Source organism: Streptomyces sp. NPDC002817 (assembly GCF_053592055.1).
Genome location: NZ_JBSFUY010000019.1, coordinates 101,956 through 125,237, shown reverse-complemented (window position 1 = coordinate 125,237; position 23,282 = coordinate 101,956). Strand labels below are relative to the sequence as shown.

The window sequence follows — 23,282 nt, the reverse complement described above, 5'->3', positions numbered from 1 at the left end:
GGGCCGCCCCGCCGCAGTCGGGAACCTAGTGCTCGTGCACGTCGTTCGTCGCGGCGATCTTCTTCCACGACTTCGGCTGCACCGGCGGCGCCCCGGCCTCGGCCGTCCTGGCGATGGACGCGCCGGCCGCCGCAGGGGCGGTGGGCTTCGACGGCTGGAACAGCCATGTGTCGAAGAGCGCCGACAGAGACTGCCCCGACACCTCCTCGGCGTACTTCCGGAAGTCGGCGACCGTCGCGTTGCCGTACGCGTACTTCTGCGGCCAGCCCTTCAGGACCGCGAAGAAGGCGTCGTCCCCGATCTCGTTGCGCAGCGCCTGCAGGGCCAGCGCGCCGCGGTCGTAGACGGCGATGTCGAACTGGTTCTCCGGGCCGGGGTCACCGGGCTTCACCGTCCAGAACGGGTCGTCGGCCGGGTGCGAGGCGTACACGTAGTCCGCGATCTCCTGTGCCGTGCCCTCGTCCTCGTGCTCGGACCACAGCCACTGCGCGTACCGGGCGAAGCCCTCGTTGATCCAGATGTCCTTCCATCCGGCGACGGAGACGAGGTCGCCGTACCACTGGTGGGCCAGCTCGTGCACGACCACGGAGGTGTTGGAGCCGTTCGCGAACTGGCGCGGGCTGTAGAAGGGCCGGGTCTGTGTCTCCAGCGCGTACCCGGTGTTCGTGTTCGGCACGTACCCGCCGAGCGCGTTGAAGGGGTACGGCCCGAAGTACTCGCTCAGCCAGTCGGCGACCTCCCCGGTCCGCTCGATGCTCGCCCGCGCCGCACCGGCGTTGTCGCCGAGGTCCTTGCTGTAGGCGTTGACGACCGGGATCCCGCTCTCGGTCCGGCCCGTCGTGATGTCGAACTTCCCGACGGCCAGCGTCGCCAGATAGGTGGCCTGCGGCTTGTTGGACCGCCAGTTGAAGCGGGTCCAGCCGAGGCGTGAACTCGTCGACTGGAGCGTGCCGTTGGAGATGGCCTGGGTGCCGTCCGGCACCAGCACGGACACGTCGTAGGTGGCCTTGTCGAGCGGGTGGTCGTTGCTGGGGAACCACCACCAGGCGGCCTCGGGCTCGTTGGCGCCGACCCCGCCGTCCGGGGTGCGGTGCCAGCTGGTGAAGCCGTAGGCCTGCTTCGACGACGGTACCCCGCTGTAGCGCACGACGACGGTGACGGCCGTGCCCTTCGCCAGCGGTGTCTTCGGCGTGATCTCCAGCTCGTGCTCACCGGACGTGGTGAACGACGCCTTCGCGCCGTTGACCCGCACCTCGTCGACGTCCAGCAGGAAGTCCAGGTCGAAGCGTGACAGATCCTGGGTGGTACGGGCCAGGAGGGTCGCCGTGCCCTCCAGTTCGTCCGTCGCCGGCTGGTACTTCAACCGCAGGTCGTAGTGGGAGACGTCGTATCCGCCGTTGCCGTAGGCCGGGTAGTAGGGGTCGCCGATGCCCGGCGCGCCGGGGGAGTGGCTCGCGGCCGACGCCGGGATCGCCAGCAGGACGGACGCGGCGGCCAGTGCGCCGGGCGCGATGAGTCTGCGGTGCACGAAAGCTCCAAGTCGTAGGGGCACGAAGTCTGTTCGGAGCCTATTCATCACCTGTGGACGCAGGCGTGTCCACAGCCGCCCCTGTCACACGATCGCCATTCGGCCGTCATGAGCGATCACGTCCCACGCACCTTTCCAGCCACATCCCGCCCGCCCCGATCGGCCCTCTTTTGCGCGGGAGTTGACCGCTGTACCGTCCGCGCCATGCCGATACGCACGCGCTTCACGATCTGGAGACCGCTCGCGACGGCGGCCACCGCCGCCCTGCTGGCCACGTTCCTCACGCCCGTCGTCGCACAGGCCGCCCCGCGTGAGAGCCGCCCCGTCTACTCGTACGAGAACGCGGTCCGTGAGGCCGTCTGGGTGGACACCGGACTCGACGGGGACGGCGACGGCAGGAGCGACCGCGTGGCCGTCGACATCGTCCGCCCGCGCGAACTCGCCCAGCAGGGCCGCAAGGTACCGGTCGTCATGGACGCCAGCCCGTACTACTCCTGCTGCGGGCGCGGCAACGAGGGCCAGCGCAAGACGTACGACGCGAACGGCGACGTCGTCCAGATGCCGCTGTTCTACGACAACTACTTCGTGCCGCGCGGCTACGCCTTCGTCGGAGTCGACCTCGCCGGCACCAGCCGCTCCGACGGCTGCGACGACGTCGGCGGCCGCTCGGACGTCCTCTCGGCCAAGGCAGTGGTCGACTGGCTGAATGGCCGAGCCACTGCCTACACGAGCCGCACCGGGAGCGCCAAGACCAAGGCCACCTGGACCAACGGCAGGACCGGCATGATCGGCAAGAGCTGGGACGGCACCGTCGCCAACGGCGTCGCCGCCACCGGCGTCAAGGGCCTCAAGACGATCGTCCCGATCAGCGCCATCTCCTCCTGGTACGACTACTACTTCCAGCAGGGCGCCCCGCTCTACGACTCCGGCCCCGACTGGCTGGCCACCTACGTCAACAGCCCCGACGCCCAGGCCAAGTGCGACGCCGTCCAGCAGAAGCTCGTCGACGGCGCCCCGCGCACCGGCGACCGGACCGGCCTGTGGGCCGAGCGGGACTACCTGAAGGACGCCTCCAAGGTGAAGGCGAGCGTCTTCGCCATCCACGGCCAGCAGGACCTCAACGTCCGTATGCGGCACCTCGGCCAGTGGTGGGACGCCCTCGGCAGGAACGGCGTCGAGCGCAAGATCTGGCTCTCCCAGACCGGCCACGTCGACCCCTTCGACTTCCGTCGCGCCGAGTGGGTCGACACCCTGCACCGCTGGTTCGACCATGAACTCCTCGGCTACGACAACGGCATCGACCGCGAGCCGATGGCCGACATCGAACGCCACCCCGACCAGTGGGTCACCTCCAAGACCTGGCCCCCGCGCGGCACGAGCACCGCGACCCTGCGCCCCGCTCAGGGAACCCAGCCCGGCGTCGGCACCCTCGGCCTGACCCGCGACCGCGGCACCGAGACCTTCACCGACGACCCGGCGCTGAGCGAGACCGACTGGTCCGCGCGGATCGACACGTCCACCCCCGAGAAGGCGGGCTTCACCACTGGCGTCCTCACGAAGGACCTGCGCCTGTCCGGCTCCTCGAAGGTCACCGTCACCGCAACCCCGACCACCTCGACGGCCCATCTCACCGCCGTCCTCGTGGATCTCGGCCCCGCCACCATCCGCGACTACGCGAGCGCCGGCGAGGGCATCACCACGCTCACCGACCGCACCTGCTGGGGCGCGAGCACCGCCGGTGACAGCGCCTGCTTCAAGGAGACGCGGGCCAAGACCGCCGACGTCGACCACACGGTCGTCAGCCGCGGCTGGGCCGACCTCGGCACCTACGCCGACCCCGGCAAGGGCGTCCCGCTCACCCCGGGCAAGGCGTACACCATCACCGTCGACCTGGCGGCCACCGACCACGTCGTCCCCGCCGGTCACCGCCTGGCCCTGATCGTCGCGGGCACCGACAAGGACCTGATCGACCCGCCGTCGACCACCCCGACGCTCACGATCGACCTGTCCCGCACCTCGGCGCGCGTCCCGTTCGTCGGTGGCGCCGCGGCGTTCGCGCACGCCACGAAGGGCGCCGCGACCGCCGTACCGGAGACCGCGCCGCTCGACGGCGTGACGGCGCCGCGCACCCTCCAGCGCGTCCCGGGGGCAGACCGATGATCCGAGCCCTCACACTGAGCACGGCGGCCCTGGCCGCCTCCCTGGTCGCCGTGCCGGCCCACGCGACCGAATCCCCGCCGCGCACCGGTTTCGAGCAGTCCGACGGTGCCCGCTGGACCGGCGAGACCGAGGAGCAGGACTTCCTCGCGGCCGTCGACGCGGGGAGCGACCGGGTCACCCTCGCCCGCATCGGTACGACGAAGCAGGGCCGCCCCCTCCAACTGGTCCGCCTGGGCAGGCAGGGCGCCCCGAACAAGGTGCTCCTCATCTGCAGCCAGCACGGCGACGAGCCGTCAGGCCGCGAGGCCTGTCTCTCCAAGGTCCGCGACCTGGCGTACACGAAGGACGCCGGCACCCGACGCTTCCTGGACCGCACCACCCTGCTCGTCGTGCCCACCGCCAACCCCGACGGCCGGGCCGCCGACACCCGCGGCAACAGCGACGGCATCGACGTCAACCGCGACCACCTCGCGCTCCGGACGGCCGAGGGGCGGGCCCTGGCCGCCGTGATCCGCGACCGGCAGCCCGATGTCGTCTACGACCTGCACGAGTACGGCGCCACACCTCCGTACTACGACAAGGACCTCTTCGACCTCTGGCCCCGCAACCTCAACACGGACGAGGCGGTCCACGACGAGGCCGAGACCCTGTCCCGGGCGTACGTCCGCCCCGCCGCACAGCACGCCGGGTACACGACCGGCACGTACGGCATCTGGACCGACCCCGTCACCGGCGATCCGATCAGACAGACCGCCGGTGACGGCCAGGAACGCATCCTGCGGAACATGTCCGGCATCAAGCACGCGGTCGGCCTGCTCATCGAGAGCCGCGTCGACGCGCTCGCGGACGTCGACGAGGCGACGAACAACCGGCGCCGGGTCAGCTCCCAACTGGCCGCGCTGAAAGGCCTGTTCGGCTTCGCCGACGAGCGTCGCGGCCGGATCGAGGCAGCGACCGGCACGGCCCGCCACGAGGGCTGGGCCGACACCGGACCCGTCTACGTCGGCGGCGCCGACAACGACCCGCCCGAACCCGTCGAGGTGATCCAGGACCCGCCCTGCGGCTACCGGCTCACCGACGCCCAGTACTCGGAGGTCAGGGACGAACTCGCCCTGCACGGAGTGCGGACCAAGGGCACCTACGTCCCCCTCCGCCAACCCCTGCGGGCCCTCGTCCCGCTGCTCCTCGACGAACGCGCCCCGTACCACCTCACGGTCGGGGAGCCCGACACCGACTGCTGAAGCGGCACCGATCAGCGGCACCTGTGGTACTCCGTAACCATGGTTTTCGGGAGAAGGTGCCGCAAATGACGGAAGATGTGAAGGAAAGGGGTGGCCGGGAAGGTCCCTCGGACGTTCCCGGCCCCCACACCACCGACCGCGTGGTGTTCGGCGTCACCGCCGTCATCACCGTGGCCTTCGTGATCTGGGGCTCGACGGCGACGGACTCGCTGGAGAGCGTCTCCACGAAGATGCTCAACGGCCTGATCCACAACGGTGGTTGGGCCTTCATGCTGGCGGCCTCCTGCTTCGTCGTCTTCGCCCTGTGGCTCGCGGTCAGCCGCTACGGCCGTATCCACCTCGGCGCGGAGGGCGAGGAACCCGAGTTCAAGACGGTGTCCTGGGTCGCGATGATGTTCAGCGCCGGCATGGGCATCGGCCTGATGTTCTACGGCGTGAGCGAACCGCTCTCGCACTACACGACCCCACCGCCGGGCACCACCCCCGCCGACTCCGCGGAACGCATGGAGACGGCGATGGCCACCACCCTCTTCCACTGGACGCTGCACCCCTGGGCGATCTACGCGGTGGTCGGCCTCGGCATCGCCTACAGCACCTTCCGCAAACGCCGCCGCCAGACCATCAGCGCGGTCTTCACCCCGCTCATCGGCGAGCAGCACGCCAACGGCACCGCGGGCCGGGTGATCGACATCCTCGCGATCATCGCCACCATCTTCGGCTCGGCGGCCTCCCTGGGTCTGGGCGCGCTCCAGATCGGCTCCGGATTCCAGGAGCTGGACTGGATGGACGACGTGAGCGAGGGGCTGCTCGTCGCCATCATCGCCGTGCTGACCTTGGCCTTCGTGGCCTCGGCGGTCTCCGGCGTGGAGAAGGGCATCCAGTGGCTGTCGAACACCAACATGGTGCTCGCACTGATCCTCGCCGTGTTCGTGTTCATCGCGGGCCCCACGATCATCGTCCTCGATCTGCTGCCCACCTCGATCTTCGCCTACCTCGGCGACCTGCCCCAGCTCGCCGGCCGCACCGAGGCCAGCGGCGGCGAGGGCGTCGCGGCCTGGCTCGGCAGCTGGACCGTCTTCTACTGGGCCTGGTGGATCTCCTGGACGCCGTTCGTCGGCATGTTCATCGCCCGCATCAGCCGCGGCCGCACCATCCGGCAGTTCGTCGGCGGCGTCATCCTCGTGCCCAGCGCCGTCAGCCTGGTCTGGTTCGCGGTCTTCGGCGGTACGGCGATGAAGCTGAAGGAGGGCGGCGCGCTCCGCGGTGCCGACACCCCCGAGGGGCAACTCTTCGGAGTCCTCCAGGAGTTCCCCATCGCGACCGCCACCAGCCTGCTCGTGATGATCCTGGTCGGCATCTTCTTCGTCTCGGGCGCCGACGCCGCCTCCATCGTGATGGGCACGCTCTCCCAGCGCGGCGCCCTCGAACCCGGCCGCTTCGTCGTCGTGTTCTGGGGCATCGTGACCGGGGCCGTCGCCGCCATCATGCTGCTCGTCGGCAGCGGTCAGGGTGACGCGCTCACCGGCCTCCAGAACCTCACGATCCTGGCCGCCGCGCCCTTCGTCCTCGTGATGATCGGCATGTGCGTCGCCCTCATGCGCGACCTGCGCCGCGACCCGGTCATCGTGCGCGGCGAGATGGGCTCCGAGGCCGTGGAACTCGCCGTGATCGAGGGTCACAAGAGGTACGACGGCGACTTCGAGATCAGGGTCGGCCCGGGCGCCGGCACGGAGACGGAGGGCGACCCCCTGGGCCACGACCACGGTTAGGGCCCGCCGGGAGAGCGGTACCGCGCCCCTTTCGGGGTGCGGTACCGCGCCCCTTTCGGGGTGCGGTACCGCACCGGAACTCACCAAGACCGCTGGGGCGGATCAGGAGGCGGCCGGCCCCGCCGCCGCCTCCGCGCAGCCCCACGCCACCGTCACGCCGGCTCCACCGTGCCCGTAGTTGTGCACCAGAGCCCTTCCGTCCGGCAGCGGTACCCGCTCGAGGCGCACCGCGTCCCGCACCGGCCGCAGCCCCACCCGGTGCCCCAGCACCCGCGCCCCGGCGATCTCCGGCCGCAGCGCCGCACACCGCCGTACGATCGCCTCGGCCACCGCCGGATCCGGCTCCGTCGACCAGACCCCGTCGTCCGCCGTACCGCCCAGCAGGAGCCGGTCGCGATGCGGGAAGCAGTACGCCATCTCCCCGTCCGCGTCGGTCGACACGACCCACGTCCGGATGCCGGGATTCGCCACGACGACCAACTGCCCTCGCACCGGCCGCACGGAGGCGTCCGGCACCAGCTCCCGCGCGCCCGGCCCCGTGCAGTTGACCACCACGGGCGCCTCGACCGACACGAGGTCGGACACCGTACGCGTCTCGATCGTCCCGCCCGCGTCGAGCAACCGCTGCCGCAACCAGGGCAGATGGACCGTCATGTCGACGAGCGGCAGCCGTGCCCACAGCCCCGACCCGGCGTACTCCTCGGCCGTGGCGGCCCGCAGACCCGGCAGCCGCTCGCCCGCCCAGGCCGTGGCCTCGTCCAGGTCCGCCTCGCCGAGTACTCCTTCGACCATGCGTACGCCGGTGCGGTCCGGGTCCGCCGCGAGCGCCTCGTACACCTCCAGCGAGCGCAGCGCCCACGCACGGGCCGGCGTGACCGGCTCGATCCGGTACGGCCACCACAGCGCCCCCGCAACCCACGAGGTGGTGCGCTCGACAGGATCCCGGGTCCACACCCGCACCCGCCTGCCGCGCTCGGCCAGGACCACGGCCGTCGTCAGCCCGATCACCCCACCGCCGACCACCACGACATCGCCGCTCGGCTCACTGTCCACACCGGGACGTTAGCGGAATGTCGTATGCCGTGCGCAGAGCGCGCTTGCTGCGGGAATACTCACAGCATGTCTGCCGAGTACGCGACCTTCGGCCTGGCACCGGCGATGCGTGCCGGTGGAGTCCTTGTCAACGGTGAGTACCAAGTTCACCGGGACTTCATGGACTTCATCGTCGACGGACGACCGCTGCTCTTCCAACTCTCCGACCTCGACGCCGTCTCCCCACTGGCCTCCGACGTACCACCCTCGATCTTCACCGCCCAGGTCCGCAGCCTGCTGCTGGAGACGGACGCCCCGCTTCCGGGCGGGCGCTACGTCATATACGGCTGTCCCGAGTGCGAGGACCTCGGGTGCGGTGCCGTCACCGCCGTGATCGAGAAGGAGCACGGCGACTTCATCTGGCGGGACTTCGCCTGGCAGACCGACGACAACGCCGACCTGGAGCGCAACGGCTACCACGGCATCGGCCCCTTCCGCTTCCGCGGCCCCGAGTACCGACAGGCCCTGGACTCCCTGCTCGGCCCCGCCTCCGCGAGCCCGCGCCGCCGCGTCCTGCTGATCGGCGCCCGCGTCGCCCTCCTCGCCAAGCTCGCCGCCGCCCTGCGCACCATCGGCATCGGCGCCGACATCACCCAGGACGCCGAGGGCGTGCCCGCCGACGAACTGCGCGCCTACGGTGCCGTCGCCTTCGGCCGTGCGGTGGCTCAGCAGGAACGTGCCGCCGTACGCCGGTCCTTCGAACGCGCCGGCGTCGAGGTGGCCTATGTCGACGGTCTCGCCCCGATAGTCCCCCTCCTCGTCGCCCAGATCGAGCACGCCCTCGACCGCAGCCCGCAGGAACAGCGCCGCCTGACCCGGCTGGTCGCCGCCGACGGCGAGGCGGGCGTCGAGGTCACCTCGCCGTGCCGGGTGCGGCTCACGGCGTACCGCCTCGACCGGCTCTTCCGCACCCACGCCCAGGAGGTCTTCGACGGGGTTCTGGAGGCGGGCCGGCATCGCATCGCGCTGGACGCGAGGGCGGTGAAGGGGGAGTCGTTCGTGGTGGCGCGGACGTCGGGGGGCGTGCTGGTCGAGGCGATGGCGCATTGAGGGCCCCCGCCTCGGCGGGGGCCCCGGGCACTCAGGAGAACAGCAGGCGCCAGGTCAGCGGACCGGGGGTGCCGTCGGCGTCGCCGCGCAGCTCCTTGCGCGACTTCTGGAAGGCCCGCACGTTGAGCTGGTCCGCCTCGCCCCACGTCTTGCTGGGGCCGACCCTGTAGTGGTCGCCGAAACCGCGCTTCACCAGCTGCTTGCCGAGCTGGAGGACGTACTTGTTCGAGGCGCCGGTCACGAAGTGCTTGCGTCCCGGGAACGCGGGGATCTTCGGCTTGGCGGGCGTGGTGGGCGCGGGGGTGTCGTCGTCCACGTCCAGCTCGGCCTTGGCGTACTTGAGGAGTGCGGCGAAGTCGATCGCGCCCGGGTCGCCGTGGTCGTTCTCGACCACGTGGAGGTGCCCGCAGATCCCCTTGAACTTGTTCCACCCCGCGACCGTCATCCGGGCCCCGTTGCCCTTGCCGAACGAGCTCGGGTACGCGGGCCACTCCTTCGGCCCCGACAGCGGCACACCGTGCTGCTCGTGCATCCAGGCCAGGAAGCCGGCGACGGCCTGCAAAGCCCAGTCCGGGGCCTCGGGCCAGTAGATGTGCGCCTGGCCCGCGGCCTTCCACTTCTTGTGGGTCTTGGGATCGCAGGTGCCGACCAGCTCGACCTGGCACACGTTCGCGGTGTTGGTCTCCGCGCCGCCCCGCAGATTGACCAGCGCCCTGGACGAGGTCTCGATGTCGAAGTGCTGGAACCACTTCAGCTTCTTGGCGTCGAAGTCCGGCACCGCCGTCAGGTTCGGTGCGGAGCCCCCGCCGCCGTAGCCGGGCAGGGTGCGGCCCTCGGTGGTGTGCAGGACGACGACGTCGACCTCCATCGGATCACCGCCGAAGTCGTCCTGGTACCAGTTCGCCCGGCTTGCGCCCGGATAGCGCTGGGGACCCGTCTTCGTACTCATCGCAGAACTCCTGAAGGGGTGACGTGGGTCGGATGACCATGCGGTGCAAGGAAGTTGACCGTAAAAGTACGGCCAACCGGGGGAGGTCGGTGCGTGTCGCCGTCGCTTCGCTGCCGTCGCGTCGTCGTCCCGCCGTGCCGGAGGCCCGGCCCCTGGCACGGAATCCGCGGGAAGCCTCCTCGGGCACCTCGCTAGGATCGATCCCCTCATGACTGCCACACTCGTCGCCAAGAATCTCGCCGCCGGCCACGGCGACCGCTCCCTGTTCGCCGGGCTCGACCTCGTCGTCGCGCCCGGTGACGTCATCGGGCTGGTCGGAGCCAACGGCGCGGGCAAGTCCACCCTGCTCAGGCTGCTCGCCGGGCTGACCGCGCCGGAGGAGGGCGAGCTCCGGCTCTCCCCGCCGACGGCGACCGTCGGCCACCTTCCCCAGGAACCGGAGCGCCGCCCCGGTGAGACGGTCCGGGAGTTCCTGGCCCGCCGCACCGGCGTCGCCGAGGCCCAGCGGGTCATGGACGAGGCGACCCAGGCCCTGGTCGACGGGGCGCCGGGCGCGGACGACGCGTACGCCACGAGCCTGGAGCGCTGGCTCGACCTCGGCGGCGCGGACCTCGACGAGCGCGCCGCCGAGGTCGCCGACTCACTGGGCCTGGCGGTGGACCTGGACCAGCCGATGACGTCCCTGTCCGGCGGCCAGGCGGCACGTGCGGGGCTCGCGTCGCTGCTGCTCTCCCGCTACGACGTCTTCCTCCTCGACGAGCCGACCAACGACCTCGACCTGGACGGCCTGGAGCGCCTGGAACGCTTCGTGAGCGGCCTGCGCGCCGGCACGGTCGTCGTCAGCCACGACCGCGAGTTCCTCACCCGCACGGTCACCAAGGTCCTCGAACTCGACCTCGCGCAGGGACAGATCAACATCTACGGCGGCGGCTACGAGGCCTATCTGGAGGAGCGCGACGTGTCCCGCCGGCACGCCCGCGACGACTTCGAGGAGTACGCCGACAAGAAGGCGGCCCTCCAGGACCGGGCGCAGACCCAGCGCTCGTGGATGGACAAGGGCGTCAAGAACGCGCGCCGCAAGGCGGGCAACGACAACGACAAGATCGGCCGCAAGTTCCGCAGCGAGGCCAGCGAGAAGCAGGCCGCGAAGGCCCGGCAGACCCAGCGCATGATCGAACGCCTGGAGGTCGTCGAGGAGCCGCGCAAGGAGTGGGAACTGCGCATGGAGATCGCCTCGGCGCCGCGCTCGGGGTCGGTGGTGGCGACCCTGCGGGAGGCGGAGGTCCGCCGCGGCGACTTCGTGCTCGGGCCGGTGACCCTGCAGATCGACTGGGCGGACCGGGTGGCCGTCACCGGTGCGAACGGCGCCGGCAAGTCGACCCTCCTCGGGGCACTGCTGGGCCGCGTCCCGGTCGACGCGGGCACCGCCTCGCTGGGCTCCGGCGTCCTGGTCGGCGAGGTCGACCAGGCCCGCAAGCTGTTCCACGGCACCGAGTCACTGCTGGACGCCTTCTGCGCCGCGGTCCCCGACACGGAACCGGCCGAGGTCCGCACCCTGCTGGCCAAGTTCGGCCTCAAGGCGAACCACGTCCTGCGCCCGGCGGCCACGCTCTCCCCGGGCGAACGCACGAGGTCCGCCCTGGCCCTGCTCCAGGGCCGGGGCGTCAACCTCCTGGTCCTCGACGAACCGACCAACCACCTCGACCTCCCGGCCATCGAGCAGCTGGAGTCGGCGCTCGACGCCTACGAGGGCACACTGCTCCTGGTGACTCACGACCGCCGCATGCTGGACGCGGTCCATGTCACCCGCCGTCTGGAGGTCGCGGACGGCAAGGTGACCGAACGCTAGGACCGGTGGCGCAGCAGCGCGCAGACGAGGTTCTCCTGGACGGCGCGCATCCGGCGCAGCAGGTCGGGCTTCTGGGCCTGGTTGATCTGGGTGGTGACCGAGAACGTCAGTGACCGCTGCCCGTCCGGCGTGGCCGCGATCAGCTGGGTGTAGCCGAGGGTGTTGCCGGTGTGCCCCAGCATCACGCCGCAGCGGGTGGTGTAGCGGAAGATCCCGAGCCCCGCGTCGTTGCGCCCGGGCCCCTTGGGCTCGGAGTTGCCGGGGATCCAGGCGCGCTGCTGCTCCACGACCTGCGGGCCGTACAACCGCCCTTCGGCGTAACCGCGGATGAAGCGCGTCATGTCGGAGGGCGTGGAGACGATTCCGCCCGAGGCCCACACGCCGGACATGCCCAGGACCTCACTCACGTCCACGGGCGGGTCGGGCGGGATCACGTCGTAGCCGTGCAGATACGGCTTCGGCATCCGGTACCCCTGCGGCAGGCTGGTGTCGCGCAGGCCCAGCGGCCGGTACACCAGCTTGTGCAGCAGTTGTTCGTACGGGATGCGGGTGGCCGCCTCCGCCATCAGGGCCACGGCGATGTTGTCCGAGTTGGAGTACTGGTACCGGGAGCCCGGCTCGAACCGCAGGGGTTCACCGGCGGCGAAGTCCAGCAGCTTGCGGGAGTCGAAGCGGTGCCGGGGGTCGGCGAGGACGATCTTCAGGAACCCGGCGCTCCGAGAGTAGTCGGGCAGGCCGCTGGTGTGGTGCAGCAGCTGGCGCAGTGTCACGGCGTGCCAGGCCTTGGGCAGGTGGGGCAGCCGCTCACCGAGGGTGTCGTCGAGGTCCAGGGTGTTCCAGTCGACGAGGGAGAGCGCGACCGCGCCGCTGAAGGCCTTGGCCGTACTGGCGATACGCATGTGGTCGTGGGGCGCGGGCCGACGACCGGTGTCGACATCGGCGACCCCGGCCTTGAGGACCCGGCTGTTCCTGCCGTCCCGGAGTACGGCGATGACGCCGGGCGGACCGCCGGGCGCGTCGACCAGGTCCTCGAGCTGCCGCTGGAGCCCGTTGTCGGGGCGCGGTCCGGGAGGCGTGCCGGCGACGGCGGCGGTCGGTGACAGTGCGGCCAGAGAGGCCGCGATCAGGGCGACGGCCGTGCGGCGACGGAATCTGGAGGGGACGGACATGGACTCTCCGGGGCAGGCGGGACGGGGCGGACTGACCCGCCCAGCTTCGCCCCGCCCGGATCCGGGCAGCCGGTCAAGCTACTGCACCTGGCGCAACGGGAAGGGCGCGAAGCGCCCTCCCCAGGGGCGCGGGGCCGCATCGATATGCGGCTCCGCCGCGCGAGCGCGACCAGCCACGACGGCCCCGCGGTTTCCCCGCGACCCGATCGGCGAAGCCGTCAGCGCTTGCCCTTCTTCGGATCGACCAGCCCGGCCTTGCGCAACGCATCCGCCATCGCGCTGTTGGCCGGCGGCGGCGCCGCCTGACGCGAACCGCCCCCCTGAGCACCACGGCCACCGCCTTGGCGCTGCTGGCCCTGCTGTCGCTGCTGGGGCGGACGTCCGCCCCGCTGCCGGCGCTCGCCCCCGCCACCCTGCTGACCCTGCGGAGCCGCTTCGTCGTCCAGCCGCAGCGTCAGCGAGATCCGCTTGCGCGGGATGTCGATGTCGAGAACCTTCACCTTGACGATGTCACCCGGCTTCACCACGTCCCGCGGGTCCTTCACGAACGTCTTCGACAGCGCCGAGACATGCGCGAGACCGTCCTGGTGGACACCGACGTCGATGAACGCCCCGAAGGCCGCCACGTTGGTGACGACGCCCTCCAGCACCATCCCGGACGTCAGGTCGGAGATCTTCTCGACGCCCTCCTTGAAGGTGGCCGTCTTGAACGCGGGCCGCGGGTCGCGCCCCGGCTTCTCCAGCTCCTTGAGGATGTCGCTGACCGTCGGGAGACCGAACGTCTCGTCCACGAAGTCCTGCGGCCGCAGCGACCGCAGCACACCCGTGTTGCCGATGAGCGCGGCGACCTCCTGGCCCGCCGTCTTCACCATGCGCCGGACCACCGGATACGCCTCGGGGTGCACGCTGGACGAGTCCAGCGGGTCGTCGCCGCCGCGGATCCGCAGGAAGCCCGCGCACTGCTCGTAGGCCTTCGGACCCAGCCGGGCCACCTTCTTCAGCGCGGTGCGCGAGGTGAAGGGACCGTTGGAGTCGCGGTGCGCCACGATGTTCTCGGCGAGGCCGGAGGTGATGCCGGAGACCCGGGCGAGCAGCGGGGCCGACGCCGTGTTGACGTCCACCCCCACGCCGTTCACACAGTCCTCCACCACCGCGTCCAGCGAACGCGACAGCTTCACCTCGGACAGGTCGTGCTGGTACTGGCCGACACCGATGGACTTCGGGTCGATCTTCACCAGCTCGGCGAGCGGGTCCTGGAGACGGCGGGCGATGGACACGGCGCCGCGCAGCGACACGTCCATGTCCGGCAGTTCCTGCGAGGCGAAGGCCGACGCCGAGTACACGGACGCGCCCGCCTCGGACACCATCACCTTGGTGAGCTGCAACTCGGGGTGCTTGGTGATGAGTTCACCGGCGAGCTTGTCGGTCTCGCGGGACGCCGTGCCGTTGCCGATCGCGATCAGGTCGACCGCGTGCTCCTTGGCGAGGCGGGCCAGCTTGGCGATCGCCTCGTCCCACTTGTTGGCCGGGACGTGCGGGTAGATGACGTCGGTGGCGACGACCTTGCCGGTGGCGTCGACGACGGCGACCTTCACGCCCGTCCGGAACCCGGGGTCCAGGCCGAGCGTCGAGCGCGTGCCGGCGGGGGCGGCGAGCAGCAGGTCGCGGAGGTTGGCCGCGAAGACGTTCACCGCCTCGTCCTCGGCGGCGGTGCGCAGCCGCAGCCGCAGGTCGATGCCGAGGTGCACCAGGATGCGGGTGCGCCAGGCCCAACGGACCGTGTCCTTGAGCCATTTGTCGCCGGGGCGCCCGCGGTCGGTGATCTGGAACTTGTGGGCAACGATCCCCTCGTAGGACGAGGGCCCTTCGGTCGCCTCCTCGGGCTCCAGGACGAGGTCGAGGACCTCCTCCTTCTCGCCGCGCAGCATCGCCAGGACGCGGTGCGAGGGCAGCTGCTTGAAGGGCTCGGCGAAGTCGAAGTAGTCGGCGAACTTGGCGCCCGCCTCCTCCTTGCCGTCCTTCACCTTGGCGGCGAGGCGCCCGCGCACCCACATGCGCTCGCGCAGCTCGCCGATCAGGTCGGCGTCCTCGGAGAACCGCTCGGTGAGGATGGCCCGAGCGCCGTCGAGCGCGGCCTGCGGATCGGCCACGCCCTTGTCGGCGTCGACGAACGCGGCGGCAGCGGCCAGCGGTTCGACGCCCGGGTCCGCGAGCAGGCCCTCGGCGAGCGGCTCCAGACCGGCCTCCCGGGCGATCTGGGCCTTGGTCCTGCGCTTCGGCTTGTACGGCAGGTAGATGTCCTCGATGCGCGCCTTGGTCTCCGCGCCGCGGATCCGCGCCTCCAGCTCCTCGGTGAGCTTGCCCTGTTCGCGGACCGACTCCAGGATCGCCGTCCGCCGCTCCTCCAGCTCCCGCAGATAGCGCAGCCGCTCCTCGATCGTGCGCAGCTGCGCGTCGTCGAGCATCTCGGTCGCTTCCTTGCGGTAGCGGGCGATGAAGGGCACCGTCGAACCGCCGTCGAGCAGCTCCACGGCGGACTTGACCTGCCGCTCCCGAACGCCGAGCTCCTCGGCGATCCTTCCTTCGATGGATCCGATGTCGATGGGCTCGCGTGTCGTCACGATGCCGTACCGCCTTCTCACAGAGGTTGCGCGGCAATTGTGGCAGGTGGCACCGACAGTCGGGGATCAGGGCGCGGACATCAGGCCCGGCGACTCCGTGTGGAGCCCGAGGCACCGCCGAACAGCCGGGCCAGCGCCCGGAAGGGCAGCGTCACGACGGTGGCTATGGCGCCGCCGATCTGCCGGAGCACGTCTGCGATCGCTCGGAACACGAACTTCCCCTTTCGTCACCCGGCCACGCGACCGGGGAAGCCCGAGTACCTCGTCACCGCCCCGGCATGCGTCCAGTGCGCGGAGGCGCCGCCCTGAGACCGACCCGACGCGCGGAGATGACACCTGTCCGAAGACGCCGCCCGACATGCTTTGGCTGTTCACAGACGCCGCCCCGACACGCACCCCGGCGCTCAGGCCCGCCCCGCCATGCGCCCAGCCGATACGCCCCGCCCCGCCATGCGCCCGGTGCTCAGACGGCCGGCCCCGACACGCTCCGCTGCCACGGCGCACCGTCCAGCCCCGCCCCCGACGCTCAGCCCTTCCCGATCAGGTCCGCCGGATATGCCCCCGCCGCCAACGCCGCCCGTGCGAAGCCCGCCCCGAGTTCCGTCAGTCGTGCCACGCCCGTGGCGCCGAGGTGCTCGTACGGTGCCCGGTCCAGCCGGTCCGTCTCGTTCTCGATCTCCTCGCGCAGTGCCGTGCCGCGCTCGGTCAGCTCACCGGCCTGGTCCAGGAGCCCGCGGTCCCGGAGCCGTCCGACCGCCGCGTCCCATTCGTCCTGGCTCCAGCCGCGCGTGGTGAGCACCCACTTGGGGCTCATGCCCTTGCCGGTCGCCGTGTGGGCCACCATGGCCTCCAGGCCGCCCAGCTCCGCGGCCGTCAGCGCGGCGAGATGGCCGTCGCCCCGGTGCTCGCGCAGCAGGGTCGCGGCATGGAAGTACGCCAGGTGCGGCTCCTCGGGCACCGGCAGGTCCGCGTGCGCCGCGTACAGCGGACGAGCACCTCGCGAACAGGCCTCGGTGGCGCGCAGCGCCAGCTCCGCGGCCTCCGCCATCTCCGGTGACAGAAGCGTCTGCGCGCCGAGCAGCCGCCGCAGCGCCGCGTCTACGCCACGCACGCGTGCCGCGAGGACGGCCTCGGGCGAGGCCATGGCCCACACAGCGGGGACGTACCGGGCCACGAGCTCGTGCTTGTAGTTGGAGAACGTCGCCGTCACCGTCCCGGCGCCCACCGGCCCCATGGCGGCGGCCCGCACCGCGAAGTTGGCGGCCCTGGGGTGCGTGATCCCGATCCCGGCCAGCTCCTTGCCCAGTTCGGGCGCGAAGTAGGAGGTGGCGTGCAGGGAGTTGAGCACGTTCGCGCAGCGGCGGACGGCCCGGAGCTCGATGGCGGCGGTAGTCATGCCCGGCAGGTTACCAACCGCTTGGTATGTCATCCAGGGCCGGGAAGGACGTGGCAGGAAAGGTGGGGTACTCGTCATTGCGGCCGTCCGCGGGCCCGCCCAGAATCGAGTGCATGACGCAGCGAACCGTCCTCGTCGTCCTCTTCGACGACGTGCAGAGCCTCGACGTCACCGGCCCCCTGGAGGTGTTCGCCGGTGCCGAGACGCACACCCCGGGCACGTACCGCATCCGTACGGCCTCCCTGGACGGCGCCCCCGTGCGCACCTCCAGCGGCCTGACCCTCGTACCGGATCTGGCTCTCACGGACGCGCCCGCCCCGCACACCCTCCTGGTCCCGGGCGGTCAGGGCACCCGCCGTCCCGACCCGCGTCTGACCGGCTGGCTGCGCGAGAACGGACCGCGCGCCGAGCGCCTCGTCTCCGTGTGCACCGGAGCGATCCTGCTCGCCGAGGCGGGCCTGCTGGACGGCCGCCGCGTCACGACCCACTGGGCGTACTGCGACACGCTCGCCCGCGACCACCCGGCGATCGACGTCGAACCCGACCCGATCTTCATCCGGGACGGAACGGTCGCCACCTCCGCCGGCGTCACCGCCGGAATCGACCTCGCCCTCGCGCTGGTCGAGGAGGACCTGGACCGGGACGTCGCCCTCGCCGTCGCCCGCTATCTGGTGGTCTTCCTGCGCAGACCGGGCAACCAGGCCCAGTTCAGCGCCCAGCTGGCCGCGCAGACCGCGCAGCGGGAGCCCCTGAGGGAGGTCCAGCAGTGGATCACCGAGCATCCGGACGGTGACCTGAACGTCGAGTCGCTCGCGGCCCGCGCCCGCCTCTCGCCCCGCCACTTCGCCCGCGCCTTCCAGGCGGAGACGGGCATGACCCCCGGCCGCTACGTCGACCGGGTCCGCCTCGAACACGCCCGCCGCCTCCTGGAGGAGACCGCCGACGGCGTCGAGGAGATCTCCCGCGCCAGCGGCTACGGCACCTCCGAGACCATGCGCCGCGCCTTCGTCAAAGCCCTGGGAACGCCACCGGCCGAGTACCGCCGCCGGTTCCGCCCGGCACCTGCCCACTGAGACACCGGTCGCTTCCCTCCGGCATCCGCCCACCGAACCGAAAGGATCCCGATGCAGATCGCCATCGTCCTGTTCGACCGTTTCACCGCCCTCGACGCCGTGGGACCGTACGAGACCCTCGGCCGCCTCCCGGACGCGGAACTGTTCTTCGTCGCCGAGCGGACGGGCCCCGTCCGCTCCGACACCGGCAACCTCGCCATCACCGCCGACCGCACGCTCGCCGACGTGCCGAGCCCGGACATCGTGATCGTCCCCGGCGGCCCCGGACAGACCCCGCAGATGGAGAACGAGATCCTCCTGGACTGGCTGCGCACCGCCGACGCCACCAGCACCTGGACGACATCCGTGTGCACCGGATCGCTGCTGCTGGCAGCCGCCGGACTCCTCGACGGCCGCCGCGCGACCTCCCACTGGCTCGCCCTGGACCATCTGAAGCAGTTCGGGGCCGAGCCCACGGGGGAGCGGGTCGTCCTCGACGGCAAGTACGTCACCGCGGCCGGCGTCTCCTCCGGCATCGACATGGGGCTCACGCTGCTCGGCCGGATCGCCGGCGACGAACACGCCCAGGCCGTACAGCTGTTCACGGAGTACGACCCGCAGCCGCCCTACGACGCCGGCTCGCCCCAGAAGGCTCCAGCGCACCTCGTCGAGGAGTTGCGCTCCAAGAGCCGGTTCACCCCGAAGTAGTCCAGGTGAAGCGCGGCTGCCTGCGCTCCAGGAACGCGGCGACGCCCTCCGCGGTGTCGCCGTTGCCGCGTGCCTGCTCGGCCCAGTGACCGTCCCGGTCCACGACCCCGCCCGCGAACTCCTTCGCCGCGGCCTGCGTCAACTGTGAACGGGACACCAGGATCCGGGTGAACTCCGCGACCCGCTTGCCCAGTTCGCCCTCCGGCAGCACCTCGTCGACCAGCCCGCTGCGCAGCGCCCGATCGGTGTCGATCAACTCGCCGGAGAACAGCAGGTACTTGGTGGCGGCCGGACCCACCAGTGCCACCAACCGCCGGGTGGAGGAGGCCGGATACACGATCCCCAGCTTGGCCGGGGTCACCCCGAACAGCGAACCCTCCTGCGCGAACCGCAGATCGCAGGCCGCCGCGAGCTGTGAACCGCCGCCCACGCAGTGCCCGCGGATGGCGGCCAGCGTCGGCTTCGGAAAGGCGGCGAGCGCCTCCTCGGCCGCCATCGCGAGCCCCTGCGCCTCGTCCGGCGACCCCCGCAGTGTGGAGATGTCGGCGCCGGCGCAGAACGTCCCGCCCTCCCCGGTGAGCACCAGGGCCCGTACGTCCGGGTCGGCGGCGAGGGTGTCGAGCAGCGGCGGCAGCGCCCGCCACATCGCGGCTGTCATCGCGTTGCGCTTGGCCGGATGGTGGATGACGACGGTGGCGACCGAATCGGTCACGCTGTACAGCAGCTGGGGCTCCATGGCCGGATGCTAACCGCCCCGACGCTCGTCCGACCGGGGAGGGGTTCCGTGCGAGGAGGCGCCGATGGACAGGGACGACCTGCGGGCGGCGTATCGTCGGCACGGTCTCCGCACGGCTCGCCGCCGAGGACGACACACGGAGCGCAAAGGACGACGCGGTCGCCCAACCCGTACAACCCGAATAGTTCGCGAACACGGCAAAAGTGGGACACGGGCAGTCTCATAGTCGACCGTGTCATGCGAGAGCGATCACAAACGCTCGATATCTGCTGACTTCTGTTCAGTCATCCGGCGCGGAGCGACTCGCTGCCAACACTCGACGTGTGGTGACAATCGAGCGCAAGGGTGGCGACCGGACAATGGAGAACCATGGGCGCGGGTCCGGCCCACGCCCAGCAGCCGGCGAGGTCGAGGAGCCGGCCCTCGGTCCGCCCGGACCACTGCCGTACGAGGGCGTCTGGCGGTTCACCGCCCCCGCCGTCGACGTCTCGGTCCCGCAGGCGCGGCACGCCGTGCGGGACCTGCTGCTGCGCCAGGGCGTACCGGTCTCGGACGACCTGGTGCAGGGACTCCTGCTGATCGTCTCCGAACTGGTCACCAACGCGGTGCGGCACGCGGCCCTGCTGTCGCCGATGCTCGCCGTGGAGGTCGCCGTCGGCGCCGAGTGGGTGCGGGTGTCGGTGGAGGACAACCACCCCTACCGCCCGACCGCCCTGGAGGCCGACCACGGCCAGACCGGCGGCCGCGGGCTGCTGCTGGTGCGCGAGGTCACCCGCGAGGCGGGCGGCGTCTGCGATGTCGAGCACACGGCGAACGGCGGCAAGGTGATCTGGGCCGCCCTGCCGCTCGTACCCGCGCGGGTGCCCTAGGAAGCGGGCGTCACCAGCCGGCGGACGGGCCCGTCAGCTCCCTGACCGCGGGCCGGGCCGCGTCCAGCACCGTCATGAACCAGGACGAGAAGGTGTCCTTGGCATGCCGCTCCGCCAGCTCGGCGGGTGTCACGAAGACCATCTCGCCGATCTCCTCCGGATCCGGGCGCAGGGGCGACTGAAGCAGGCCCACGAAGAGGTGGTTGTACTCCTGCTCCACCAGGCCCGAGTCCGGGTCCGGGTGGTTGTAGCGGACCGTGCCCGCCTCGGCGAGCAGCGACGGGGAGGCGCCCAGCTCCTCGTACGTCCGCCGGGCGGCCGCCGCGAAGGGCGCCTCACCCGGATAGGGGTGGCCGCAGCAGGTGTTGGACCACACACCGGGGGAGTGGTACTTGCCCAGCGCGCGCTGCTGGAGCAGCAGCCGGCCCCGCTCGTCGAACAGGAACACGGAGAAGGCGCGGTGCAGTTGCCCCGGCGCCTGATGGGCGGCGAGCTTCTCCGCGGTGCCGATCGTGACGCCGTCCTCGTCGACGAGTTCCAGCAGAATCGCGTCAGCTGTGCCGTTCGACGGACTGTGCGTCGCGGTGGCAGGTGTGATCGGCATGCCCATCCTTCGCATCGGTTTTTCGCGCACCAAGTGTGCCGCACAAATACGGCACTACCGGCAGTTGATCGTGCCCGGCGCGGCGGACGGGGAACCGTCCGGGGTGGCGCTGTGGGGTGGAGGACGCAGCCGGCCACCGGATCGCTGCATTCCGTCTGAAACGTACTTTCGGGACGTTCGAGCGTGCTTGCGAAACTCTCAGTGGCAGAGCTTCGCCTCGTGCTCCGCGTGCCCGACCGGCTCCAGCTGGAAGGTGCAGTGCTCCACGTCGAAGTGGTCGCCCAGGCAGCCCTGGAGCTCGTGGAGCATCTTCTCGTGACCGATCGCACTCAGCACGTCCGAGCGCACCACCACGTGCGCGGACAGCACCGGCATCCCGGAGGTGATCGTCCAGGCGTGCAGGTCGTGGACGTCCTCGACGCCGTCGAGGGCCAGTATGTGGGCCCGTACGTCGTCCATGTCGACGTTCTTCGGGGCCGCCTCCAGCAGTACGTCGAGGGTCTCCCGCAGCAGCTTCCAGGTGCGCGGCACGATCATCAGGCCGATGACCAGGGAGGCGATCGGGTCGGCGGCCTGCCAGCCGGTGGTCAGGATCACCACCGCGGAGATGATCACCGCGAGCGAGCCCAGCGCGTCCGCCGCGACCTCCAGGAAGGCGCCCCGAACGTTCAGGCTCTCGGCCTGTCCGCGCACCAGCAGCGACAGCGAGATCATGTTCGCGACCAGGCCGATCGCGCCGAACACGATGGTCAGCCCGCCCTCGGTACCGGCGGGCGTCATGAACCGCTGGATCGCCTCGTACAGGACGTACCCGCCGACGCCGAGCAGCAGCAGACAGTTGGCGAGCGCGGCGAGGATCTCCGCGCGGGCGTAACCGAAGGTGCGCTTCCCGCTCGGCGGGAGGCTCGCGAAGTGGATCGCCATCAGGGCCATGCCGAGGCCCAGCGCGTCCGTCGCCATGTGCGCCGCGTCCGCGACCAGGGCGAGCGAGTCCGCCATGACGCCGCCGACGATCTCGACCACCATGACGGTGAGCGTGATCGACAGCGCGACCCGCAGCCTGCCGCGGTACGCCGCCGTCGCCGTACCGCCGGCCGGCGCATGCGAGTGCGCGTGCCCGTGATCGTGCCCAGCCCCCATGGAAGCCGCCTCCTGTGTGTCGACCCGGAACAGCCCGCCCGGGATCACAGTGAACTACGGGTGGGGGGTATGGGGCAACGCGGCACTGAACACCGTTGTCATGTGCCCTGACCTGCGGAAACGATCCGCAGGTCAGAACGCTCCCGATTCACCGGGCGTGGTGCAGCTGCCAGCCCCGCCACGCCGACTCGATCATCTCGTGCACCCCGCGGCGGGCCGTCCAGCCGAGCTCCTCGGCGGCCCGGGCGGCCGAGGCCACCGAGACCGGGGCGTCGCCGGGGCGGCGGGGCTCCACGACGGCGGGCCGCCGGTCGCCGGTGACCTCGCCGATGACGGTGACCATCTCGCGCACGGAGACGCCCTCGCCGCGGCCGATGTTGACGGTCAGGTCCCCGCTGCGGTCCCCGAGCCCTTGTGCGGCCGCCAGATGCGCCTCCGCCAGGTCGGCGACATGGATGTAGTCACGGATGCAGGTGCCGTCCGGCGTCGGATAGTCGGCGCCGAAGATCCGCGGGGCCTCGTCGCGGGTGAGCCGGTCGAAGACCATCGGCACGATGTTGAAGACACCGGTGTCCGCCAGCTCCGGCGTGGCCGCGCCCGCCACGTTGAAGTAGCGCAGGCACACCGTCGAGATGCCGTGCGCCTGGCCGGCCGCCCGCACCAGCCACTCACCGGTGAGCTTCGTCTCGCCGTACGGGTTCACCGGGGCGCACGGGGTGTCCTCCGTGATCAGCTCCGCGTCGGGGTTGCCGTAGACGGCGGCGGACGAGGAGAAGAGGAAGCGCTCGATCCCGGCCTCGGCGACGGCTTCGAGGAGCGTCGCCAGTCCGCCCACGTTCTCCTGGTAGTAGCGCATCGGCTGGGCGACGGACTCGGCGACCTGCTTGCGCGCGGCCAGGTGCACCACCCCGGTCACCTCGTGCTCGGCGAGCACCCGCTTCAGCAGAGCGGCGTCCAGCGACGAACCCCGTACCAGCGTCACGTCCGCGGGCAGCCGTGCCGGGATCCCCGCCGACAGATCGTCCAGCGCGAGGACGCGTTCCCCGGCGTCCGTCATGGCCCGCGCCACGTGGGCCCCTATGTATCCCGCTCCACCTGTGATCAGCCATGTCATGGTCGCCCACCCTATGCCGAGGTGATGGTGGGCCCCGCAATGTCCCGGATGCCCGGTCCGCCGGCCCGCGGTTTGTGGGCGAGGCCTGTGATCACCCATGATGATCGCGGCAAAGGCCGGGGGAGACGGCGTTGATCGGCCCGTGAACGGGCGGTGAACGCAGGCTTCCCGGCATCCGATAGCCTCTGCCGACATGCCGCCCGGGCGCGCCGAGCCACGCCGAGGGGCGCCCCCA

General features: G+C 71.2%; 19 protein-coding genes. 8 read left to right on the top strand and 11 right to left on the bottom strand.

The features are described from left to right. Positions 1 to 25: 25 nt before the first annotated feature. A complete protein-coding gene (locus ACWD3I_RS30445) occupies positions 26 to 1,528 on the bottom strand; it encodes a M1 family metallopeptidase (protein ID WP_365405956.1) in 1,503 nt (500 codons plus the stop codon). A 204-nt stretch (positions 1,529 to 1,732) separates the two neighbouring features. Between ACWD3I_RS30445 and ACWD3I_RS30440 the strand changes: the two genes are divergently transcribed. The 3 genes from ACWD3I_RS30440 (at position 1,733) to ACWD3I_RS30430 (ending at position 6,698) form a co-directional block, all read left to right on the top strand. Next, entirely contained in the window at positions 1,733 to 3,688 is a 1,956-nt protein-coding gene (locus tag ACWD3I_RS30440) for a Xaa-Pro dipeptidyl-peptidase (RefSeq protein WP_365405959.1), read from the top strand. Then, the gene (locus tag ACWD3I_RS30435) at positions 3,685 to 4,929 is read left to right on the top strand and encodes a M14 family metallopeptidase (RefSeq protein WP_365405963.1); all 1,245 of its coding nucleotides are present in this window, start codon (positions 3,685 to 3,687) and stop codon (positions 4,927 to 4,929) included. Before ACWD3I_RS30440 ends, ACWD3I_RS30435 begins: the two co-directional genes overlap by 4 nt. Positions 4,930 to 4,994: 65 nt before the next feature. Continuing rightward, positions 4,995 to 6,698 carry a BCCT family transporter gene (locus ACWD3I_RS30430; RefSeq protein ID WP_365405966.1) on the top strand — a complete coding sequence of 568 codons (1,704 nt, stop codon included), beginning with the start codon at positions 4,995 to 4,997 and terminating at the stop codon, positions 6,696 to 6,698. Between the two features lie 102 nt (positions 6,699 to 6,800). Here the strand turns inward: ACWD3I_RS30430 and ACWD3I_RS30425 are convergent, their stop codons facing one another. Continuing rightward, positions 6,801 to 7,751, bottom strand: coding sequence for an FAD-dependent oxidoreductase (locus ACWD3I_RS30425; RefSeq protein ID WP_365405969.1), 951 nt, complete (start codon positions 7,749 to 7,751; stop codon positions 6,801 to 6,803). Positions 7,752 to 7,817: 66 nt separating this feature from the next. Between ACWD3I_RS30425 and ACWD3I_RS30420 the strand changes: the two genes are divergently transcribed. After that, positions 7,818 to 8,840, top strand: coding sequence for an oxidoreductase (locus tag ACWD3I_RS30420; protein ID WP_365405972.1), 1,023 nt, complete (start codon positions 7,818 to 7,820; stop codon positions 8,838 to 8,840). 31 nt (positions 8,841 to 8,871) lie between these two features. On the opposite strand, the gene ACWD3I_RS30415 is transcribed toward ACWD3I_RS30420, so the two are convergent. Then, on the bottom strand, positions 8,872 to 9,789 hold the full coding sequence (locus ACWD3I_RS30415; protein ID WP_365405975.1) for a peptidoglycan-binding protein: 918 nt from the start codon (positions 9,787 to 9,789) through the stop codon (positions 8,872 to 8,874). 208 nt (positions 9,790 to 9,997) lie between these two features. Here ACWD3I_RS30415 and ACWD3I_RS30410 point away from each other — a divergent pair, with 208 nt between their 5' ends. Beyond that, a complete protein-coding gene (locus tag ACWD3I_RS30410; protein WP_365405978.1) occupies positions 9,998 to 11,638 on the top strand; it encodes an ABC-F family ATP-binding cassette domain-containing protein in 1,641 nt (546 codons plus the stop codon). Here the strand turns inward: ACWD3I_RS30410 and ACWD3I_RS30405 are convergent. The 4 genes from ACWD3I_RS30405 to ACWD3I_RS30390 form a co-directional block, all read right to left on the bottom strand. After that, a complete protein-coding gene (locus ACWD3I_RS30405; protein WP_365405981.1) occupies positions 11,635 to 12,807 on the bottom strand; it encodes a serine hydrolase domain-containing protein in 1,173 nt (390 codons plus the stop codon). The genes ACWD3I_RS30410 and ACWD3I_RS30405 overlap by 4 nt on opposite strands. A gap of 218 nt (positions 12,808 to 13,025) precedes the next feature. Continuing rightward, the gene (locus tag ACWD3I_RS30400) at positions 13,026 to 15,428 is read right to left on the bottom strand and encodes a Tex family protein (RefSeq protein WP_365405984.1); all 2,403 of its coding nucleotides are present in this window, start codon (positions 15,426 to 15,428) and stop codon (positions 13,026 to 13,028) included. A gap of 80 nt (positions 15,429 to 15,508) precedes the next feature. Then, positions 15,509 to 15,640 carry an LPFR motif small protein gene (locus tag ACWD3I_RS30395; RefSeq protein WP_252100555.1) on the bottom strand — a complete coding sequence of 44 codons (132 nt, stop codon included), beginning with the start codon at positions 15,638 to 15,640 and terminating at the stop codon, positions 15,509 to 15,511. 314 nt (positions 15,641 to 15,954) lie between these two features. Beyond that, positions 15,955 to 16,824, bottom strand: a complete 870-nt coding sequence (locus tag ACWD3I_RS30390; RefSeq protein WP_365405988.1) for an SCO6745 family protein — start codon at positions 16,822 to 16,824, stop codon at positions 15,955 to 15,957. A 113-nt stretch (positions 16,825 to 16,937) separates the two neighbouring features. On the opposite strand from ACWD3I_RS30390, the gene ACWD3I_RS30385 reads away from it, so the two are divergent. After that, complete coding sequence (locus tag ACWD3I_RS30385) at positions 16,938 to 17,897, top strand: GlxA family transcriptional regulator (RefSeq protein ID WP_365405991.1); 960 nt, start codon at positions 16,938 to 16,940, stop codon at positions 17,895 to 17,897. A gap of 51 nt (positions 17,898 to 17,948) precedes the next feature. Further along, entirely contained in the window at positions 17,949 to 18,584 is a 636-nt protein-coding gene (locus tag ACWD3I_RS30380; protein WP_365405994.1) for a DJ-1/PfpI family protein, read from the top strand. On the opposite strand, the gene ACWD3I_RS30375 is transcribed toward ACWD3I_RS30380, so the two are convergent. Continuing rightward, a complete protein-coding gene (locus tag ACWD3I_RS30375) occupies positions 18,571 to 19,320 on the bottom strand; it encodes an enoyl-CoA hydratase/isomerase family protein (RefSeq protein ID WP_365405997.1) in 750 nt (249 codons plus the stop codon). The two genes, ACWD3I_RS30380 and ACWD3I_RS30375, sit on opposite strands and share 14 nt — an antisense overlap. Before the next feature lie 359 nt (positions 19,321 to 19,679). On the opposite strand from ACWD3I_RS30375, the gene ACWD3I_RS30370 reads away from it, so the two are divergent. Continuing rightward, on the top strand, positions 19,680 to 20,189 hold the full coding sequence (locus tag ACWD3I_RS30370; protein WP_365406042.1) for an ATP-binding protein: 510 nt from the start codon (positions 19,680 to 19,682) through the stop codon (positions 20,187 to 20,189). 10 nt (positions 20,190 to 20,199) lie between these two features. On the opposite strand, the gene idi is transcribed toward ACWD3I_RS30370, so the two are convergent. From idi to galE, 3 genes are all read right to left on the bottom strand, one after another. Further along, a complete protein-coding gene (gene idi / locus ACWD3I_RS30365) occupies positions 20,200 to 20,793 on the bottom strand; it encodes an isopentenyl-diphosphate Delta-isomerase (RefSeq protein WP_365405999.1) in 594 nt (197 codons plus the stop codon). Positions 20,794 to 20,991: 198 nt separating this feature from the next. Then, a complete protein-coding gene (locus ACWD3I_RS30360) occupies positions 20,992 to 21,933 on the bottom strand; it encodes a cation diffusion facilitator family transporter (protein WP_365406002.1) in 942 nt (313 codons plus the stop codon). Between the two features lie 148 nt (positions 21,934 to 22,081). Beyond that, positions 22,082 to 23,047 carry a UDP-glucose 4-epimerase GalE gene (gene galE / locus ACWD3I_RS30355; protein ID WP_365406005.1) on the bottom strand — a complete coding sequence of 322 codons (966 nt, stop codon included), beginning with the start codon at positions 23,045 to 23,047 and terminating at the stop codon, positions 22,082 to 22,084. Between the last annotated feature and the right edge of the window lie 235 nt (positions 23,048 to 23,282).